General features: G+C 73.1%; 5 protein-coding genes and 2 pseudogenes. 5 read left to right on the forward strand and 2 right to left on the reverse strand.

The genetic code is table 11. The features are described from left to right. Positions 1 to 29 precede the first annotated feature (29 nt). Together ACZ7L5_RS31630 and ACZ7L5_RS31635 are read left to right on the forward strand one after the other, a co-directional pair. Positions 30 to 1,580 carry a glycoside hydrolase family 32 protein gene (locus tag ACZ7L5_RS31630; RefSeq protein ID WP_471521510.1) on the forward strand — a complete coding sequence of 517 codons (1,551 nt, stop codon included), beginning with the start codon at positions 30 to 32 and terminating at the stop codon, positions 1,578 to 1,580. A gap of 104 nt (positions 1,581 to 1,684) precedes the next feature. After that, positions 1,685 to 2,659: a TauD/TfdA dioxygenase family protein gene (locus ACZ7L5_RS31635; protein WP_471520983.1), complete on the forward strand. Its 975-nt coding sequence runs from the start codon at positions 1,685 to 1,687 to the stop codon at positions 2,657 to 2,659. 36 nt (positions 2,660 to 2,695) lie between these two features. Here the strand turns inward: ACZ7L5_RS31635 and ACZ7L5_RS31640 are convergent, their stop codons facing one another. Further along, positions 2,696 to 3,574, reverse strand: a complete 879-nt coding sequence (locus tag ACZ7L5_RS31640; protein ID WP_471520985.1) for an alpha/beta fold hydrolase — start codon at positions 3,572 to 3,574, stop codon at positions 2,696 to 2,698. A gap of 86 nt (positions 3,575 to 3,660) precedes the next feature. Between ACZ7L5_RS31640 and ACZ7L5_RS31645 the strand changes: the two are divergent. The 3 genes and pseudogenes from ACZ7L5_RS31645 (at position 3,661) to ACZ7L5_RS31655 (ending at position 18,042) form a co-directional block, all read left to right on the forward strand. Beyond that, a pseudogene (locus ACZ7L5_RS31645) lies at positions 3,661 to 5,700 on the forward strand (AfsR/SARP family transcriptional regulator). Positions 5,701 to 5,831: 131 nt separating this feature from the next. Continuing rightward, positions 5,832 to 13,232 (forward strand): annotated as a pseudogene (locus ACZ7L5_RS31650) (SDR family NAD(P)-dependent oxidoreductase); the annotation flags it as partial. A gap of 517 nt (positions 13,233 to 13,749) precedes the next feature. Further along, complete coding sequence (locus ACZ7L5_RS31655; protein ID WP_471520987.1) at positions 13,750 to 18,042, forward strand: amino acid adenylation domain-containing protein; 4,293 nt, start codon at positions 13,750 to 13,752, stop codon at positions 18,040 to 18,042. Here the strand turns inward: ACZ7L5_RS31655 and ACZ7L5_RS31660 are convergent. Continuing rightward, positions 17,987 to 19,051 (reverse strand): LLM class flavin-dependent oxidoreductase, encoded by a 1,065-nt coding sequence (locus ACZ7L5_RS31660; RefSeq protein WP_471520989.1) that lies wholly within the window; start codon positions 19,049 to 19,051, stop codon positions 17,987 to 17,989. The genes ACZ7L5_RS31655 and ACZ7L5_RS31660 overlap by 56 nt on opposite strands. Between the last annotated feature and the right edge of the window lie 96 nt (positions 19,052 to 19,147).

A 19,147-nucleotide genomic window follows, 5' to 3' on the forward strand; every position in this document is an offset into this window, starting at 1 on the left:
GACACCTCTGACGAGAGGAACGATGCGTGATGCGAGGGATGTCCAGGAGAGCGCTGCTAGCCGGTTCGGCGGCGGGAGCCTCGGCCGCACTGCTGGCGACCGCACCGAAGGCCGCCGCGAAGCCCAGGAAGGCGGCAGCCGCCTGCGCCAGTTACCGCGCCCAGTACCACTTCACGGTCCCCGACCAGTGGAAGAACGACCCCCAGCGCCCGATCTGGATCGACGGCGAGTATCACTACTACTACCTGTACAACCCGGACTATCTCGCCGGGGGAACCACCACCGGCACCGCCTGGCGCCTGGCCACCAGCACCGACCTGGTCTCCTTCACCGACCGCGGGATCGCCGTGCCGAAGGACACCACCCCCAACGGCGACGTCTGGTCCGGCTCGGCGGTGATCGACAGCGACAACACCGCGGGCTTCGGCGCGGGCGCGGTGATCGTCCTCGCCACGATGGCGCCGGACGAGATCACACAGGCGCAGTACCTGTACTACTCGACCGACGGCGGCCGCACGTTCACGCCCCACGGCACCGCCCCGGTCCTGCCCAACCCCGGCGTCCGGGACTTCCGTGACCCCAAGGTGATCCGCGACGAGGAACGCGGGCGCTGGGTGATGACCCTCGCCGAGAACGACAAGGTGGGCTTCTACCACTCCACCGACCTGAAGTCGTGGACGTACGTCAACGGCTTCGTCAAAGGCGGGATCGGCGTCCTGGAGTGCCCGGACCTGTTTCGCATCACCGCCGACGACGGCACCGCGAAGTGGGTGCTCGGCGTCAGCGCGAACGGCAAGGGCTCGGGGCTGCCGAACACGTACGCCTACTGGACGGGCTCCTTCGACGGCACCGCCTTCACCGCCGACGCCGCCGACCCGCAGTGGCTCGACCACGGCTGGGACTGGTACGCCGCCGTCACCTTCGACAAGCACCGGAGCGACGGCTCGGTGGACCCGGCCGTGCGCTACGCGATCGGCTGGCTCAACAACTGGGACTATGCCAACACCACGCCCACCATCGACTGCGACGGCTTCAACGGCACCGACTCGATCGTCCGCGAGATCACCCTGAAGCGGGGATCCGGCGGCACGTACCACCTCGCCTCACAACCGGTCGCCGCCCTGCACGACCACGTCTCCCGCACGGTGGACCTGGGCGACCTGGAGGTCACCGGCACCCGCGTGCTCGACTACCAGGGCACGGCCTACGAGGTGACCTGCGAGATCACCTGGGACCAACTCACGGGCGCCGGACTCCAGTTGCGCCGTTCACCCGACGGTGCCCGCCATGTCGACGCCGGGATCTACCGTGACTACGCCTTCCTCAACCGCCGCCCCACGTTGAACCCCGACGCCTCCGGCAGATGGCAGGAGAGCCACAGCCCCTTCGACCCGTCCGCCCGCACCGTGCAGCTGCGGATCCTGGTCGACCGCACGTCTGTCGAGATGTTCGTCGACGACGGACGCCATGTGCACTCGGCGGAGGTATTCCCGTATCTGATCGACACCGGGCTCGCGCTCTTCACGATCGACGGCACCGCGGTCTTCCGGAACACGGTGATACGGGAGTTCACGGTCTGAGGCTCTGTCGTGGCCCTGTCGCCAGGCCCGCCGAACACTGTCACGATCTTCCTGGGGCCGGCTCGGACCGGGGCTGGTGCGGACGGACGACCGACGGAGCAGGCATGACGACGGACAGGGCCACAGCGGACGGGACGGAGCAGTTCGCGGGGATCGAGGTGAAACCGGTCGCCGGACACATCGGGGCGGAGATCACGGGCGTCGACCTGGCCGCGGAGCCGGCCGACGCCGTGGTCGCCGCGATCCGGGCGGCCGTACTGCGCTGGAAGGTGGTGTTCTTCCGCGGGCAGCGGCTGGACCACGCCGGGCAGGTGGCGTTCGCGCGCCGGTTCGGCGAACCCGTCGTCCTGCGCAAGCGGGGGAGCGCCTCCCCGGCGGACTTCCCCGAGATCGAGACGACCGCCGACCGGCTGGAGCTGGGCGGGAAGTTCGGCATGGAGCACGACGAGTGGCTGCGGCGCCGCCGCCACACCCTGGTGCGCGGCTGGCACTGCGACCACGGCGCCCGTGTCGACCCGCCCGCCGCGACGATCCTGCGCGCCGAGACCGTACCCCCGTACGGCGGCGACACGACCTGGTCGAACCTGGCGGCCGCCTACGCCGGTCTGTCCGGCCCGGTGCGGGAGTTCGTGGACGGACTGCGGGCCGAGCACCGCCTCGGCGTCGGCTACCAGCCCCGGCCCGGCGACGACGCGTACGTCCGTCATCTCCTCGACCATCAGGTCGCCACCCTGCATCCGCTGGTCAGGGTCCACCCAGAGACGGGGGAGCGGATCCTGTACGTCAACGGCTACTACGTCGAGCAGATCGCCGATCTCTCCCGGGCGGAGAGCGCCGCCGTCCTGGAGATGCTGCTGGACCAGGCGACCCGCCCCGAGTACACGGTCCGCTTCCGCTGGGAGCCCGGCAGCGTGGCCTTCTGGGACAACCGGGCCACCATCCACCTCGCCCCCAGCGACAACGCCCACCTCGGCTTCCCCCGCACCATGCACCGGGTGATGCTCGCCGGTGACGTGCCGGTGGGGGTGGACGGCAAACCGTCGGAGCCGATCACCGGGACCGAACCCGGGCGCTGGTAGCCAACGCCCCCGGTCGGCTCGGCACATTCGGCGCGCTCAGCCGGCGATCAGGTCGCGCAGCGCCTTCACGATCTCGTCCGGCGCCTCCTCGGCCATGAAGTGACCGCACGTGACCGTGGTGTGCCGCAGATCGGGCGCCCAGGCACGCCACAGCGCGACGGCGTCGAAGCCGAGGGCGGCGCCCCAGTCCTGCTGGAGCACGCCGACCGGCATACGGAGCGTGGTTCCGGCCGCGCGGTTGGCCCGGTCGTGCTCGATGTCGACGCCGGCCGAGGCCCGGTAGTCGGCGACGATCGAGGGCACGGCCTCGCGGCAGGCCGCCAGGTAGGCGTCGCGGACCTCGTCCGGCACGGCCCGCCGGTCGGACGTCCAGATGTCGAGGAAGTGGCCGAAGAAGTCGTCCGGCGCGGCACTGATCATGCGTTCGGGCAGGCCGGGCGGCTGCGCCATCAGATAGAGGTGGAAGCCGACGGCGGCGGTGACGCCGTGCATCACCTCCCACATGTCCAGCGTCGGCAGCACATCGAGGCAGGCCAGGTGGGTGACCGTGGCGGGGTGGTCGAGCGCGGCACGGAAGGCCACCAGGGCGCCGCGGTCGTGCCCGGCCAATGCGAAGCGCTCATGTCCGAGTTCACTGGCCAGGGCCACGATGTCCGCGGCCATGGTCCGCTTGGCGTAGACGGTGCCGTCGGTCTCGGCCGGCTTGTCGCTGGCGCCGTAGCCGCGCAGGTCCGGGCAGATCACGGTGTGGTCGGCGGCGAGGTCCGCGGCCACGTGGCGCCACATCAGGTGCGTCTGCGGGAAGCCGTGCAGCAGGACGACGGGCGGGCCGGAGCCGCCGACGGCCGTGTGCAGGGACACGCCGTCGGCGACGGGGACGCGGTGGTGATCGAAGCCGGCGATGACGGGTGGCATGGCTCCGCTCCTTTCGATGCGATGGGGGAGGATCTCCCTCGGGAAGATCGGGTTCCTCGATCCTCGCGGCGGCCGATGAGCGGGTGATGAGCACAGCGGCGGCGTGGCGGCGGTGCCCAGGGAGGAGGACGGCGGTGGACGACGTGGGGCCTGCCTTCGGTGTGCTCGGACCGGTGACGGCCTGGGACGCGGACGGGAACGCGATCGACCTGAAGGGCCCGCGGCACCGCTCGGTCCTCGCCCGGCTGCTCGTGGCCAAGGGCCATGTCGTGCCTGTCTCCCGCCTGGTCGACGACCTCTGGAGGGACGACCCGCCTGCCGAGGCCGTGGGCGCCGTACGCACCTTCGTCGCGGCACTCCGCCGCGCCCTCGAACCCGACCGGCCACCCCGCACTCCGGCACGGCTGCTGGTCACCGACGGCCCGGGCTACGCCCTGCGCGCCGCGAAGGACGCGGTGGACGCCTGGCGGTTCGAGGACTCCGTCACCGCTGCTGGTGCCCTGCCGGCCAAGGAGGCGGCCGTACGGCTGGACGAAGCGCTCGGCTGTTGGCGTGGTCCTGCCTACGCGGAGTTCGCGGAGCAGGAGTGGGCCCGGACCGAGAGCCGGCGCCTGACCGAGCTGCGCCTGCACGCCGTGGAGCTGCGTGCCGAGGCGCTGCTGGCCCTCGGCCTGGCCGACCGCGCCGCCGCCGACCTTCGGGCGCACGCGGCCGAGCACCCTTGGAGGGAGAACGCCTGGCGCCTGCTGGCCCTGGCGCTGTACCGCACGGGCCGGCAGGCCGACGCGCTGGACGTGCTGCGTCGGGCGCGTGCCCTGTTGGCCGAGGAACTCGGCATCGACCCGGGGCCCGGTCTGCGTTCCCTGGAGGCGGACATCCTCCACCAGGCCGACCACCTCGGCGAGGCGCGCGACAACCCCGCCGGCCGGGTCTGGGAGCAGGTGGCCGCCGCCTACGACCGTGCCGTCGCCCCCGGCGCCCGCGCCCGCCTGGAGTCCACGGCAGGTCTGCTGCGCAACCTCGCTGTGACCGGAGGCGGTGGGCTGCTGGCTGCCCGGGAGCACCGGGTCGCGGCCGTCAAGGCCGCCGAGGAGCTGGGCGACGCCGAGCTGACCGCCCGGGTCATCGGTGCCTACGACGTCCCGGCGATCTGGACCCGCCTCGACGACCCGGACCAGGCGGCACAAGTGGTCGCGGCAGCCGAACGCACACTCATCGCCCTGCCCGCCGAAGACCACGAGGCGGCCAAGGCCCGGCTGCTGGCCACGATTGCCCTGGAGTCGCGCGGCACCGCGCATGCCCGTGGCCCGCAGGCCGCCCGCCAGGCCGAGGAGATGGCCCGCCGGCTGGACGATCCGGCGCTGCTGGCGTTCGCCCTGAACGCGGCCTTCATGCAGTGCTTCGACAGCACCGGACAGGCGCCGCGCCGCGCCGGGATCGGTGCGGAACTGGTCGCGCTCGCCACCCGCCACGGCCTGACCACGTTCGAGATCCTCGGCCACCTGATCCGGCTCCAAGCCCTGAGCGCCCTCGGCGACTTCACCGCGGCAGACCGTCACGCGGCCGCCGCCGACGCACTGGCCGTACGCCACGAGGCACCGCTGGTGGGTGTGTTCACCGGCTGGTACGCCGCACTGCGACTGGATGCCACCGGCCGGGCGCCGGTGACGGAGGTGGAGTCGGCCTACTAGGAGGCGGCCACCCTGCTGCACGGCGCGGGCATGCCGGGCCTGGCCCAAGGCCTGCTGCCGCTCGCGCTGCTGTGCCTGCGCGTGCGGCACGACCTGTCACTGCACTTCGACGACCGGACGGACTGGGGCCCATACGCGCCATGGGTGCGCCCCCTGCTGCTCCTCGACCGGGGCCACCGCTCCGAGGCCGCCGAGGCCCTCCACGCCACCCCCGAACCACCCCGCGACCTCCTCCAGGAGGCCCTGTGGTGTCTCACGGCCCGAGCGGCCCTGGGCCTCGGCGACCGGCCGGCCCTGGCACGTGTGCACACCGCCCTCACGCCGGCGGTGAACGAACTGGCCGGAGCCGGCAGCGGGTTGCTCACCCTGGGCCCGGTCTCGGCGTTCCTGCAGGACATCACCGCTGCCCTCGGCAGGACGGGCGCCACCAATTGATCATTTTGCCCGGTGAACCGTTCGGCGAGACTCGTCGTCGTACAGGTGAATGATCGACAACGCTCTGCGGGGGTACCGGACCCTGGCGGGCGCGTCCGCGGGCCTGCCCCGTGCGATGAGGAAGGAAGCGCATGCCGACTCCCGGGCGCCGTACCGCCACGCTCGTAGACCTCTTGCTGCACGCCGCCGCCGAGGCCCCCGGGCAGGTCGTCGTCCACGTCCGCGGTGACGGCGGCGAACGCACCGTCTCCTTCGCCGAGCTCCGCGACGACGCGCTGCGCGTGGCAGGTGGTCTGCACGCGGCGGGTCTGGAGCCCGGCACGCCCGTGCCGGTCCTCGCGGGTCTCGGCGAGGACTTCCAGCCGATGTTCTGGGGAGCGTTGGCGGCGGGCCTCGTGCCGGTGCCGCTCGCTCCGGAGGCGCGTCGGGTGGGGCCGGTGTGGGAGTTCCTCGGCAGGCCCGCCGTCGTCGTGGACGCGAACACGGAGGCGCTGCTCGCCGAGATTCCGGGACCGGTGAACGCGCTGCGCCTGGGTGAGCTGCGCAAGGCCGGCCCGCTTCGCTCACTGCCCCGGCGCTGCCCACAGGACCTCGCGTTCCTCCAGTTCTCCTCCGGCAGCACCGGCGCCCCGAAGGGCGTGGAACTCACCCACGAGGCCGTTCTCGCCAACCTCCGCCAGATCCGTACCGCCATGGCGATCACACCTGACGACGTGGTGGCGAGCTGGATGCCGTACTTCCACGACATGGGCCTGATCGGCACCCACCTCGTCCCCATGGCGGCGCGCCTGAAGCAGGTACGACTGGAACCGCTGACGTTCGCCAAACGCCCGGTCCTCTGGCTTGAGGCGACGGCCAGGCATGGGGCGACCCTGCTGTCGGCGGCGAACTTCGCGCTGGCGCTGGCGGCACGGCGGGTGCCGGACCGTACCTGGGCCGGACTGGACCTGAGCTCCGTACGCCTGATGCTCGTCGGCGCGGAGCCGATCGCCCCGCGCGTGTGGCGGGAGTTCACCGCGAAGGCCGGGACGGCAGGACTGGACGCCAGGGCCATGCTCCCGGTGTACGGGCTCGCCGAGGCCACGCTCGCCGTGACCGTGCCCCCGCTCGGCGAGTACGCCGTGCCGCTGCGACTGGACCGGGCGGCACTCAGCCGTGGCCGGGCCGTTCCCGCGGAACCCGGCCCGGGCGCCGTGGAGCTGATGGACGTGGGCCGTCCCGTCTCGGACTGCGAGGTCCGTGTCACCGACGATTCCGGCGAGCCGCTCGGTGACCGGCGTATCGGTCACATCGAGGTACGCGGGCCTCAGCTGGCTCGTGGCTATCACCGGGCGTTCGAGGCGAGCGCTGCCGCGTTCGACGGCGGTTGGCTGCGGACGGGCGACCTCGGCTTCCTCAACGAGGGCCGACTGTGTGTCACCGGCCGCCACAAGGACGTCGTCTTCGTGGGCGGCCGAACTTTCCACGCCCCCGATCTGGAGGAGACCGCCGCCGCTACCCCGGGACTGCCCGGAGGGACGGTGGCGGCGATCGGGTCCAGCGATCCGGACACCGGAGCCGACCGGGTCGTGGTGTTCGTGCAATGGGCTCGGCCCGCCTTGGACACGGCCCTTCCCGTGCTCGACGCGGCGGCGGTCCGGGTCCGGGAGGCGCTGGGCCACGACGACGTACGGGTGTTGCCGCTGCCGCCGGGGGCGTTTCCCCGGACGACGAGCGGCAAGCTGCGGCGCGCGGTGATGCGTGAGCGGTTCGAGTCGGGTGCCTATGCGGAGGCCGAGGGTCGGTTGTCGGCGGCGCGCGGCGTCGCCCTATCCGCGGGCCAGACCCCGGTGGATGAGGCTCGGGACCAGGAGCGCGGTCGGCAGGATCGTGCCGTGCCGCGCTCGCGGCGTGACATCGAGGACGTGATCCGGGGCATCTGGGCACGGACGCTGGACCTGCCGCCGGCGGCGATCGACCGGAACGACCGCTTCTTCGCTCTGGGAGGCTCCTCCCTCAAGGCGATGGCCGTGCTCGCCGGAATCGAGGACGCCTTCTCCGTCACGGTGGAACCTCGCGTGCTGCGCGACCATGACACCGTGGCCGGCCTGGCCGGGCATGTGCTGGCCCTGCCGACCGGGCGTGACGGTGCGTCAGGTGCCGGAGTGAGGGCGGGCGCAGACGGCAGCGGGGCGTTGCAACCGGCCGGCGAGGGGCCGGGCATTCAGCCGGTCGGGGACCCTGGGCGAAACCGTCCGGTGGCGGTGCTCGGCATGGCCTGCCGTTTCCCCGGTGCGGAGTCGCCCGAGGCCTTCTGGGAACTGCTCGCGTCCGGTCGTGACACGGTCACCGCCGTCCCCGAGGACCGCTGGGAGGACGCGGGCCGAGGAAAAGAAGAGGGCCGCGAGGGCCGCGAGGGCCGAGGCAGTCACCAGGGCGGCGCGGGCGGCGTGGGCGGCGAGGACAGCGAATACGGCGCGGGCGGCGAAGACGGCGAGGGCCGAGGCGACGGGTCCGTGAAGGCTCCCGGCGCTGCTCCCCGCTTCTCCGGCTCCTTCCTCCCCGACCCCGCCGCCTTCGACGCCGCCTGCTTCGGTATGGACGACGAGGAGGCCCGTGCCACCGATCCGCAAGCCCGGGTCTTCCTGGAACTGGCCCACGAGGCCCTGGAACGCGCGGGCTACGCGGGGCCGCGGCGGGCCGGCCGCAAGGTCGGCGTGTTCGCCGCGGTCGGCGACAGCGGCTACCGCGAGATCCTGGCCGCCGCCACGGACGGTGACCTTGCAGCCCACGCCGGCGCGCTCACCGGCAACCTGCCCAACCTGATCGCCGCCCGCCTGTCCCAGGCACTCGACCTCGACGGCCCCGCCCTGGCAGTGGACACCGCCTGCTCCTCTGCGCTCGTGGCACTCCACTTGGCCCGCCGCAGCCTCCAGGGCGGCGAGTGCGACATCGCCGTCGTCGGGGGCGTCCAACTCGCCCTCACCCCGACCGGCCACCGACTGCTCGAACGCGCCGGCGCGCTCTCCCCGACGGGCGGTAGCCGCCCCTTCGGTGCCACCGCGGACGGAATCGTGCCCGGGGAGGGCGGAGCCGCCCTCGTCCTCGCCCGCCTGGACGACGCGCAGCGGTCGGGCGATGCGGTCCTCGCCCTCGTGCGCGGCACCGCGGTCAACAACGACGGCCGGTCGCTGAGCCTGCTCGCCCCCAACCCGCGCACCCAGCGGGAGGTCATCACACAGGCGTACGGCGAGTGCGGTATCGACCCCGCAGCGGTGTCGTACGTCGAGGCGCACGGAACCGGCACTCCGGTCGGCGATCCCGTCGAGGCACAGTCGCTCGGGCATGCGTTCCCGCCCCGCGCGGACGGGCTGCCCCGCCTGCTCGGCTCGGTCAAGGCGAACATCGGGCATCTGCTCAACGCCGCGGGCATGCCGGGCCTGGTCAAGACAGTCCTGGCGCTCCAACATCGACAGGTCCCGCCCTCCCCGAACACCATGCCGGCCGCGCCGTACCTGCGACGCGTCGCACCCGGCTTTGAACTCGTCACCGAGCAGCGGGAATTGCGGGCCCAAGGGTCGGGGCCCTTGATCGCGGGCGTCAACGCATTCGGCTTCGGCGGCACGAACGCCCACGCCGTCCTTGAGGAGGCGCCTCGACGGACAACCTCCGCGAGTCCGGCCGCCGACGGGCCGCACCTGCTCACGCTGTCCGCCCGCAGTGCCGACGCCCTGCGCGCAGCAGCCACCGATCTGGCCGCCCATGTCCGCACGAACCCGGACCTGCACGAGGCGGACGTCTGCGCCACCGTGAACTCCGCGCGCGACGACGGCCCTCACCGTCTCGCCATGGTCGCGGACGGCGACCTCGCGGAACGCCTCGACGCGGCCCGCACAGCGGACTTCACCGTCGCCCGGTCCCGCCCTCGGACGGCGTTCCTCCTCCCGGGCCAGGGTGCACAGCGGGCCGGTCAAGGACGCACCCTGTACCGAACGTCCCCGGTCTTCCGGGACGTCCTGGACGAGGCCTCCTCGCTGACGGGCCCCATACGCGGGCGCTCCCTCGCCGAGTGGTGCCTCGACCCCCGTATGGATCCCGAGGAGTTGGCCAAAACGGAGGTCGCCCAGCCGCTGCTCGTCGCGTTCGGGGTGGGCCTGGCCCGGCAGTTGGCGGAGTGGGGCCTGTCGGCCGACGCGGTGGCCGGACACAGCGTGGGGGAGATCGCGGCGGCGTGTGTCGCCGGTTCGCTCACTCTGGACGAGGCGGTGGGGTTCGCCGCGGAGCGCGGGCGGCTGGTGGGCGAACGGGCCCGCCCGGGAGCCATGGCCGCGGTCAGGGGCGACGAGGACACCGTCGCCGAGCTCGTCGCCGCGTCCGGCGGCTCGCTGAGCGTCGCCGCCGTCAACGGGCCCGGGCAGGTGGTGATTTCGGGCGCCGAGGACGCCGTCGACCGTGCCCTCGCGGACCTGAGGATACGGGGCTTGGCCGCACGCCGGCTCCGTGTCTCCCACGCCTTCCACTCACCGCTGCTTGAGCCGGTCCTCGATCCACTGGGGGACGCCGCCAAGACACTGACGGTCAAGCCGGCGGCCGTTCCGATGCTGAGCACGGTCACCGGCGACTGGCGGCCCGATCTCACGCCCGCCTACTGGCAGGCGCATGCCGTCCAGCCGGTGCGGTTCGGTGCCGCCGTGGCGAGGCTTCTGGAGGAGGGGTACGACACCTTCGTCGAGCTCGGCCCGGGGAACACCCTGGTCGGGGCTGTCCGCGCCGTCGCCAGGGCGCAGGGCGTCTCGGACGTCTCGGTGTCGGCGGCAGGAGTTTCCTCCGTCCCGGACCGTGACGCGGACCCCTCCAGTGCGGGGGCGCTGCTGGAGACGGCAGGCCGACTGTGGACGCGCGGTGCTGCCCTGGATCGTGCGGCTCTGGACCGGACGACCCGGGCCGGCAACCGCCCCGCGGTGCCGGTCCCGACGTATCCCTTCCAGCGCACCCGCTTCTGGCCGAGCAAGCCCGAAGAGGCTGCTGTGGTGCGGCGCCTCGACTGGAGGGACGCACCGCTCACGCCCGCGGCCGGGCCCCGCGTCGTGCGCCTGATCGGCGGCGACCGGGCACTCGGCAGGGCCCTCGCCGAGAGGCTCACCGACCGTGGGGTGACCGTACTGAGGTCCCCCGGGCCGACCGGGACGTCGGCGGATGTCCTGGTGTTGCTGGGAGAAGAGGCGGGCGCCGACGACGGAGGCTCGCAGTCCCCGGGCCCCGCTATTTCCGCTTTGCGCCAGGCACTCGACCTGCTCTCTTCCGACTGTTCCCGCCTCCTGGTGGCCACCGAGGACGCGTACGTCACCGGTGTCTCGCAGGAGTCGGCGCGCCCGACGCACTCACTCCTGCACGGTTTCGCCCTCGCACTCCCGGAGGAACACCCAGGCCTCGCCGCCCGCAGCGTCGACCTGTCGTCCCGCGACCCGCTCGACGCGCAGGTCGATGCCCTGGAACGTGAGCTGTGCTCGGCCCACGAGCCCGGCGCCGAGGGCGCGGTCGCCTGGCGCTCCGGGCGCAGGCTCGGCCGTACGCCGGCCCAGGCGGCGGACGTATCGGCGGCACGCGAGAACCTGCCGCCGGACGGTGCGTACCTGATCACCGGGGGTGCCGGAGGGCTCGGTTCCGCCCTCGCACGCGACCTCGCGGCCCGCGGCGCAGGCGAACTGATCCTCACCGGACGCTCCCGGAGCGTCCCCGACGAACTGCTCGCCGATCTCCGGGCCCACGGCGCCCGGGCCCGGTACCACGCCGCGGATGTCTCCGACGAGGCCGACGTCGACGCGCTGTTCGCCACCCTGCCCCCGCTGGACGGGGTGTTCCACGCCGCCGGTACGGTTCGGCCCGGCACCCTCCGCACCAAGACCGACGCGGAGATCGAGCAGACGCTCGCCGCGAAGGTGCGCGGCACGCTGCTGCTCGCCGAGGCGCTGCGCCGGCACGGCCAGGAGCCGGCCGTATGCGTCGCCTTCTCCTCGGTCTCCTCGGTGCTGCCCGGCCTGGCGGGCGCGCTCGCCGACTACGCGGCCGCCAACGCCTTCCTCGACGCCTTCGCCGCCGCCGAGCGCGCGGCGGGCCGGCCCTGGCTGGCGGTCGGGTTCGGTCCGGTGGCGGACGCGGGACTGGCCGCCGGGTCACCGGCCGAGGTACGGCTGCGCGCCCGCGGGCTGAGTCCCATGACCACGCGGGCCGCGATCGCGGGACTGCGGACGGCCGTCGCGACCGGTGCCGCGCACGTGCTGGTGAGCCCCGCGCGGACGCCCGTGGCCGCCGCTCCGGGCCGCCCGCCGGCCGTGACCCGCCCGTCACCGGCCGCAGCCTCGCCTTTCGCCGCGCCTCGGTCGTCGGCCAACGCCCCCGCCGTGACCGATCCGACTCGCACCGCCGCCCTGATACGCGGCCTGCTGGCCGAGGCCTTGCACCGCGCCCCGGAGGACATCGGCGACGACGAGCAGTTCCTCAGTCTCGGACTGGACTCGCTGACCGCCGTCGACCTCGCCCGCCGCCTGGAGAGGGAACTCGGGCTCCCCCTGCCGGCGACCCTGCTCTTCGAGTACCGAACGGTCGGCGAACTGACCGCCCACCTCGGCGCACAGAACCCGCAAGCCTCCCGGACGCCCGCCACCGTGCACCGCGCCCACGACAACGGCCCGTACCCCCTCACCCCCCTCCAGCGCGCCTTCCTCACCACCGAGGAGTTGTACGAGGGCATCACCTCCTACGGCTACATCCGCCAGACCGTCCGCGGCCCCCTCGACCCATCCCTCCTCGGCCGAGCCCTCGCCCAACTCGCCGCCCGCCACCCCATGTTGCGTCTGCGGATCACGGGAGACGGTTCACCGCCGCGCCAGTACACCGTGCCCGCCGAGCCCACCGACCGGGCACCCCGCTGGTACGAGGTGCACGAGCCGGACGACACCGTGCCGTCCCTGTCCGACCTCGAACAGCGGCTGTACAACCGCCCGTTCGACCTGACCGCCGAGGATCCGGCGCGCGCCGTCCTGGTTCACGACCGCAGGGACGAGCACCTCGCCCACCTTCTGCTGGTCGTGCACCACAGCGCCGCGGACGGCTTCAGCCTCAAGGTCCTGTGCGAGGAGCTGTGGTCGCTCTACACCGCGCTCGTCCACGACCGGTCCTTTGAGCTCCCCGCCCCGCGGGCCGATTTCGCCGACTACGCCGCCCTGGTCGGCGCCGACCGCCAGTCCCCGGCCTTCACCCGGGACCAGCAGTACTGGCGTGACCGCATCGCGGAGCACAGCGCGACGGCCGCTTCCATGACCCTGCCCTACGACGGCGACCCGGAGGCACTCCCGGCGCCGCCGCTCACCCACCACCAGACCACCGTTGGCGCCTCACTCACGGCGGCGCTGCGGGAGGTGGCCGCCCGCCACGAGGTCTCCCTCTTCCATCTGCTCCTCGCGGTGTACGGCCGCTGCCTCGCCCGCTGGAGCGGACAGGGGGCCGTCGCCGTGAACGTGGCGCGTGCCCGCCGCGAGGCGGCCCTGTCCGGGATCGACCGTCTCGTGGGCCCCCTCGCCGACACCCTGCCCGTGTTCGCCGCCGTCGACCCGGGCCGAGCCCGTGACCGTACTGGCCCGGCGGTTGCAGCGGATCTGGCGGGAGGCGGAGTCCCACGCGACGCTCGCCAGCCCCGACATCGCCGCGCTGCTGCCCACCACCGGCCCCGCCCCGCGCACGGTCGCCCCGGCCGGTTTCAGCTTCGCCCGTTTCCCGGTGAGCCACGGCCAGGACTGGCCGGTCACCGTGACCCCGACCGCGGCGGCCACCGCCTCCGCCGCGACCAGGCTCGGCCTGCTGTGCTGGGAGTCGGACGCGACCCTGCGCCTCTCCTGGAACCACCCCGCGCAGCTCTTCCGACGCGAGACCGTCGAACGCCTTGCGGGGGAGTATTTGGAGGAACTGCGGGCCACGGCCGGTCAGTTGATCCCCAAGCAGCGGCACGACAACGACGCCGGGATCGTCGGCCGACTGTGTGCGCAGTTCCGGGCGACACCGCGAGCCGTCGCGGTGGACACCGGCCGTACCACGCTCACCTACGCCGGACTCGACGCCGCCACCGGCGCCCTCGCGGGCCGGCTGCGAGCGAGTGGCGTACGCCCCGGCGACCTGGTCGGCCTGCTCACCGAGCCGGGCCCGGACACGGTCGTCGGCGTCGTGGGCATCCTGCGTGCGGGCGCCGGTTGGGTGCCCATGGACGCGACCCATCCCGTGACACGGCTGCGGGACCAGGTGAAGCGCACTGGGGTCGGCGCAGTGGTCTGCCACGCCGCGACGCGGGATGCCGTCGCCGCGCTGGACGGCATCACACCGGTGGCCGCCGACGAACGGCCCCCCACCGAGCCGTGTCCGAACGAGCCGCCGCCCGCCGACCCGGACGCCATCGCCTACGTGATCTTCACGTCGGGTTCCACGGGCCGTCCCAAGGCCGTCCCGATCACCCACCGGTCCATGCTCAACTACCTCGACTGGTCACTGGCCGCCTTCGGTTACCGCCCCGGAGACCGCCTCGTGCAGACGGCGTCCATCTGCTTCGACGCCTCCGTACGCCAGTTGCTGGCACCGCTGCTCGTCGGCGCCACCGTCCACACCCTCACCCGCGACCTCCTCCGCGACCCGGAAGCCCTGCTGGACCGGATCGTCAACGACCGGATCACGGTGTGGAGTTCGGTGCCGACGCTGTGGGAGCGGCTGCTGACCGCCGCCGAGATCCGCGCGAGGCAGGACGGGACGCCCCCGGACCTGTCGGCACTGCGCTGGGTCCACGTCGGCGGCGAGGCGCTGCCCGCGGCGCACGTACGCCGCTGGTTCGACCTGATCGACGGCTGCGGGGGACCGGAGCACAGGATCTCCAACCTGTACGGGCCCACCGAGACCACCATCAACGCCACCTGCCACGTCATCGACGCCCGACCGGCCGACGACGTACGCCAGTTGCCCATCGGCCGGCCGGTCGCCGGGACCGAACTGGCCGTCGTCACCGAGGACGGGCGTCCATGCGCCCCCGGCGAGGCCGGTGAACTGCTCATCACCGGAACAGGTCTGACAGCCGGATACCTCGGCGAGCCGCAGCTGACCGCGCGGGCCTTCGTCGAGCGCGACGGCCGCCGCTGGTACCGCAGCGGCGACCGGGTCCGCCGCGCCGCGGACGGGGTACTGGAGTTCCTCGGCCGCCTCGACGACCAGGTCAAGGTCCGCGGCCACCGTGTGGAACTCGGCGAGGTCGAGGCCGCGCTGCTCGCCCACCCGGACATCGCACGCGCCGCCGTCCTGCTGATCGACGGACGCCTGGTGGCGTACCTCGAACCCCGGTCCGGCACGGCCGAGCCGGACGCACGCGAGGTGCGCGCCTTCCTCTCCCGTGTCCTGCCGCCGTACATGCTGCCCGGACGCATCCGCACGCTCCCGCTGATGCCCCTGACCGGCACCGGCAAGGTCGACCGCAACCGGCTGGCGCGCGAGGGCGAGGGGACGACGAGCACGGATGCTTCCGGCGTCGTCGACGATCAGGGTGTGCAGCCCGGAACCCCGCCCGTCACTGCGACCGAGCACACCGTTGCACGCGTCTGGTCGGCTCTGCTGGACGTACCGGACGTGACCCGCGAGGACGACTTCTTCGAACTCGGCGGGGACTCCATCATGGTCCTGGAACTCTTCGCTCGCCTGCGCGAGCAACTCCCCGCGGTCCCACGGCCGACGACGGTCTACACCCACCGCACACTGAGCGCACTCGCGGCGGCTCTCGATGCGGCAGCCGACACTCCCGTCCCCGAGCCGTCGCCCCATTCGACTCCGGACTCCGCGTCCCCGCAGCTCGCCGGCCCCTACCCCCTCACGCCGTCCCAGCGCGGATTCCTGCTCGCCGAGACCATCGACCCGGGCGCGGGCTCCGGCTGGCTCGCCCGTTTCCGGGTGAGCGGGCCGCTGCGTCATGACGTCTTCCAGCGCGCCGTCGACGTGCTGGTCGCGCGGCATCCGATGCTGCGGACCGTCTTCCCCGCGGGCGCCCGTCCGCCGGTTCAGCAGGAGCTGCCGGACTCGTTGCGCCTGCCCGTGCAGACGGAGACCCTCGCGCATCCGGACCTGCTGGAGCGGCGGATCGCCGAGGAGGCCGGGCGCCGACTGGAACCCTGGGCCTGGCCGTTGCTACGGCTGCGGCTGTTCACCGTGGCACCCGGCGAGCACGTGCTCGTCGTGCACGCACACCACCTCATCGGCGACGGCTTCAGCGCCGCGCTCCTCGCCAGGGAACTGCTCACCGCGTACGACCGCCTCGACCGCGGTCTCCCGCACGGTCTGCCGCCGCTCGACAGCACCTTCCGCGACCACGTAGCCCTGTCCACCGCCCGCCCGCGACCGGACGGACCCGGGGCCGAGGACTACCGCACCCGCCTCCGCGCGCCCTACAGACCCCCCGCGCTGCGCCGGCCGGCCACCCGGGAGACCCATGGGTCCCAACCGGCCTTCCACACCACGGGCTTCACCCTGGACACCGCCACGACCGGCGGACTGCGCCGACTCGCCCGAGCGGCACACCGCACCCTGTACGCACCGCTGCTCACCGCGTACTACCGCGCCCTGGCCGAACTCACCGGACAGCGCGACCTGATGCTCGGCCTCGCCGTGACCGGACGTGAGGAATCCACCCCGGACGCACACCGGCTGTTCGGCCCGTTCGCGCAGGCGGTGGCGCTGCGCCCGGCCCTTCCCGGAAGCTCCGGAGGGCACCAGCCGGGCTTCGCCGACGACTTGCGGCGTCTGGCCGCGGAGACGGACCTGGCCAGGGCCGAAGGCCCCAGCGACGTGCGCACGGCGGCCGGACTGCCGTGCCACGCCCAGTTCTTCTTCACCTTTCTCGACTTCACGTCCCTCGGCTCCGAGGAGGTCCGTGCGGGCCTGACCCTGCACGCGGACGAGTCCGACACCTCCCTCGCCCCTCCGCCGGTGAGCACCGATGTGTTCCTCGCCGTGCGGCCGTTGGCGGACGGTGAAGGCCTGCGCATCACCGTGCGGGCTCCGGCGGCGGCCCTGACGTCGGGCGAAGTCACCGGGTTCGCCGAGGAGATGCGGAGGCAACTGCGGGACGCGCTCAGCGATGCCCTCCCCACCCCCGCACGCGAGGACCGCCGTCGACGCCCCGACCTCGACGCCGCGCTCGTCGGTTACCTGCCCGCGCCCCACCACCTCGCCGCCCTCGCCGGCCTGCCGTACGACAGCCCCGGCCTCGGGCGCGAGGAGATCCGGGCGCTCCTGTTCCCGGACGGCCGGCCCCGCCTGCTGGAGGAGACCGGCACCCCGCTGGGAAGCTCCGGCTTCGTCGCCCTTCCGCTCTTCGCCGACGAACTGGCCCCGGCCGGCGACCTGGCGGCCCGCACCGCCCGAGCCGTCGAGCACGCCGCCTCACTCGGCGCCCGCTGCGTCTCGCTGGCGGGCATGATCCCGTCGCTCACCGGCTACGGCTACGACGTCCTGCGGGAGACCACGGCCGGCGCGGAGATCACCACCGGACATGCGTCGACGACCGTCGCCGTGGTCAAGACCGTCCACGCCGCGCTCGCGGCGACCGACCGTCGCCTCGACGATCTCTCCCTCGCCGTCGTCGGATGCGGCTCGATCGGCACCTCGTCCCTACGACTGCTGCTCGCGACAGCATCCGGTCCACCGGCCGGGCTGCTGCTGTGCGACCTGCCCGGCAGCACCCCGCGACTCGAACGGCTGGCAGCGGACCTGGCGTCCGAGTATCCGCCTGCGGCGATGCCCGTGCGGGTCGTGGAGTCGGGGCTGACGCTGCCCGCTGAGGTCTACGAGGCCGACGTGATCGTCACTGCCGTCAGCGGCGCGTCGACCCTGCTGGACGTCGACCGGCTCCGCCCCGGCACGATCGTGGTCGACGACTCCTTCCCGCACTGCTTCGACACCGGGAGGGCACTGGACCGGATGAGCCGGGAGCAGGACGTGCTGGTCATCGGCGGTGGCCTGCTGGCCCTCGACTCGACCCGGACCCGGCTCAGCGAGGACCTGCCGGCCGTGGCGAGCGCCGGCTTCGCCCTGCGGTCCGGCATTCCGGCGACCATGGCCTCGTGCCGACTTGAGTCACTGCTCCACGCCCACCTCAGGGCCTGCGGCCGGCCGCAGAGCGAACTGCCATTGACCCATGGCCTCGTCGACCTGCCCCGAGCCCTCGCTCACTGGGAGGCGGCCGAGGCCGCCGGAATCCGGCCCGCCCCGCTGCACCTGCTCGACCGGGTCATCCTCCCGGGCGCCACCCCAGCGCCGGCCCGAGCCGGCCGGCGAGATCGGTGAGGATCTGCACATAGTCCTCGTGCCCGAAGGTGAAGGGCAGCGCGAACGCCACCTCGTCCACCTCGCGGAACGCGGCATGGGCGTGGAGGCGTTCGGCGATCTCCTGCGAGCTGCCGACGAGGTCCGGCGCGAACAGCAGCCGCGCCGGACCCTGCGGTGACTTGGTCCGCGGGGTCCGCTCGGCCACGTACTCCTCGTACTTCGCACGCTGCTTCGGCGTGGCGGAGTCGGTGGGGATGACGACGAGGCCCTGGGAGACACGGGCGTTCTCGCCGTCGGGATGATGGGAGCGGAAGGCGCGGATGTGGGCGAGCTGGATCTGCGCGAAGTCCGGTGCCGCCGCCGTGTCCTCGGGGCCCTCGGCCTTGACGACGCTGCTCGTCAGGAAGTTCATCCCGTGCTCGCCGGCCCACTGGGCGGAACGCAGGCTGCCGCCGCCGTACCACATCCGGCTGCCCAGGCCGGGGGACTGGGGCTGCACGCGGTCCGAGCTGTATTCGATGTGCGGCTGAGGCCGCGCGGCCTCGAAGCCCTCGACTCCGCTGAAGTCCGTGGCCGGCTTGCCCCGCACGAAGTCCAGCAGCCGCCGCACCCGCTCGTACCCGAAGTCCTCGGCGTCGGCCGTGTCGGGGTAGAGGGCCTCCTTGACCCGGTCGTAGTGCATCGGCGGGCCCACGCTCACGCCCGGGTTGAGGCGGCCGCCCGACAGGAGGTCGACGGTCGCCAGATCCTCCGCGAGGCGTAGCGGGTTCTCCCAGCCGAGCGGGATCACCGCGGTGCCGAGTTCGATGCGGCTGGTGCGCTGCGAGGCCGCCGCCAGGACGGCGACGGGGGAGGAGATGCCGTACTGGAGATGGCGGTGGCGGAGCCATGCGCTGTCGAAGCCGAGCCGTTCGCCCAGCTCGATGATCTCCAGCGTGGACTCGTGACCGCGGCGCGGATCAGCCTCGTCGAACAGCCCGATGGTGAGGAAACCCAGCTTGCGCAGCGGGCGTGAGGTCGACGGCATGAGCCCTCCATCATGGAAGCTTCATTGAACCTTCAATGGCGTATAGCACTGCCAACTCGATCAACGCCCGCGGTGTTCCCACCGCCCGCGATCAGT

Source organism: Streptomyces sp. NPDC107528, from assembly GCF_055639295.1.

Bases quoted from the DNA above. Each gene is read 5' to 3' on its own strand.
- ACZ7L5_RS31630 (WP_471521510.1), top strand. From the start codon at position 30: ATGCGAGGGATGTCCAGGAGAGCGCTGCTAGCCGGTTCGGCGGCGGGA.
- ACZ7L5_RS31635 (WP_471520983.1), top strand. From the start codon at position 1,685: ATGACGACGGACAGGGCCACAGCGGACGGGACGGAGCAGTTCGCGGGG.
- ACZ7L5_RS31640 (WP_471520985.1), bottom strand. From the start codon at position 3,574: ATGCCACCCGTCATCGCCGGCTTCGATCACCACCGCGTCCCCGTCGCC.
- ACZ7L5_RS31660 (WP_471520989.1), bottom strand. From the start codon at position 19,051: ATGCCGTCGACCTCACGCCCGCTGCGCAAGCTGGGTTTCCTCACCATC.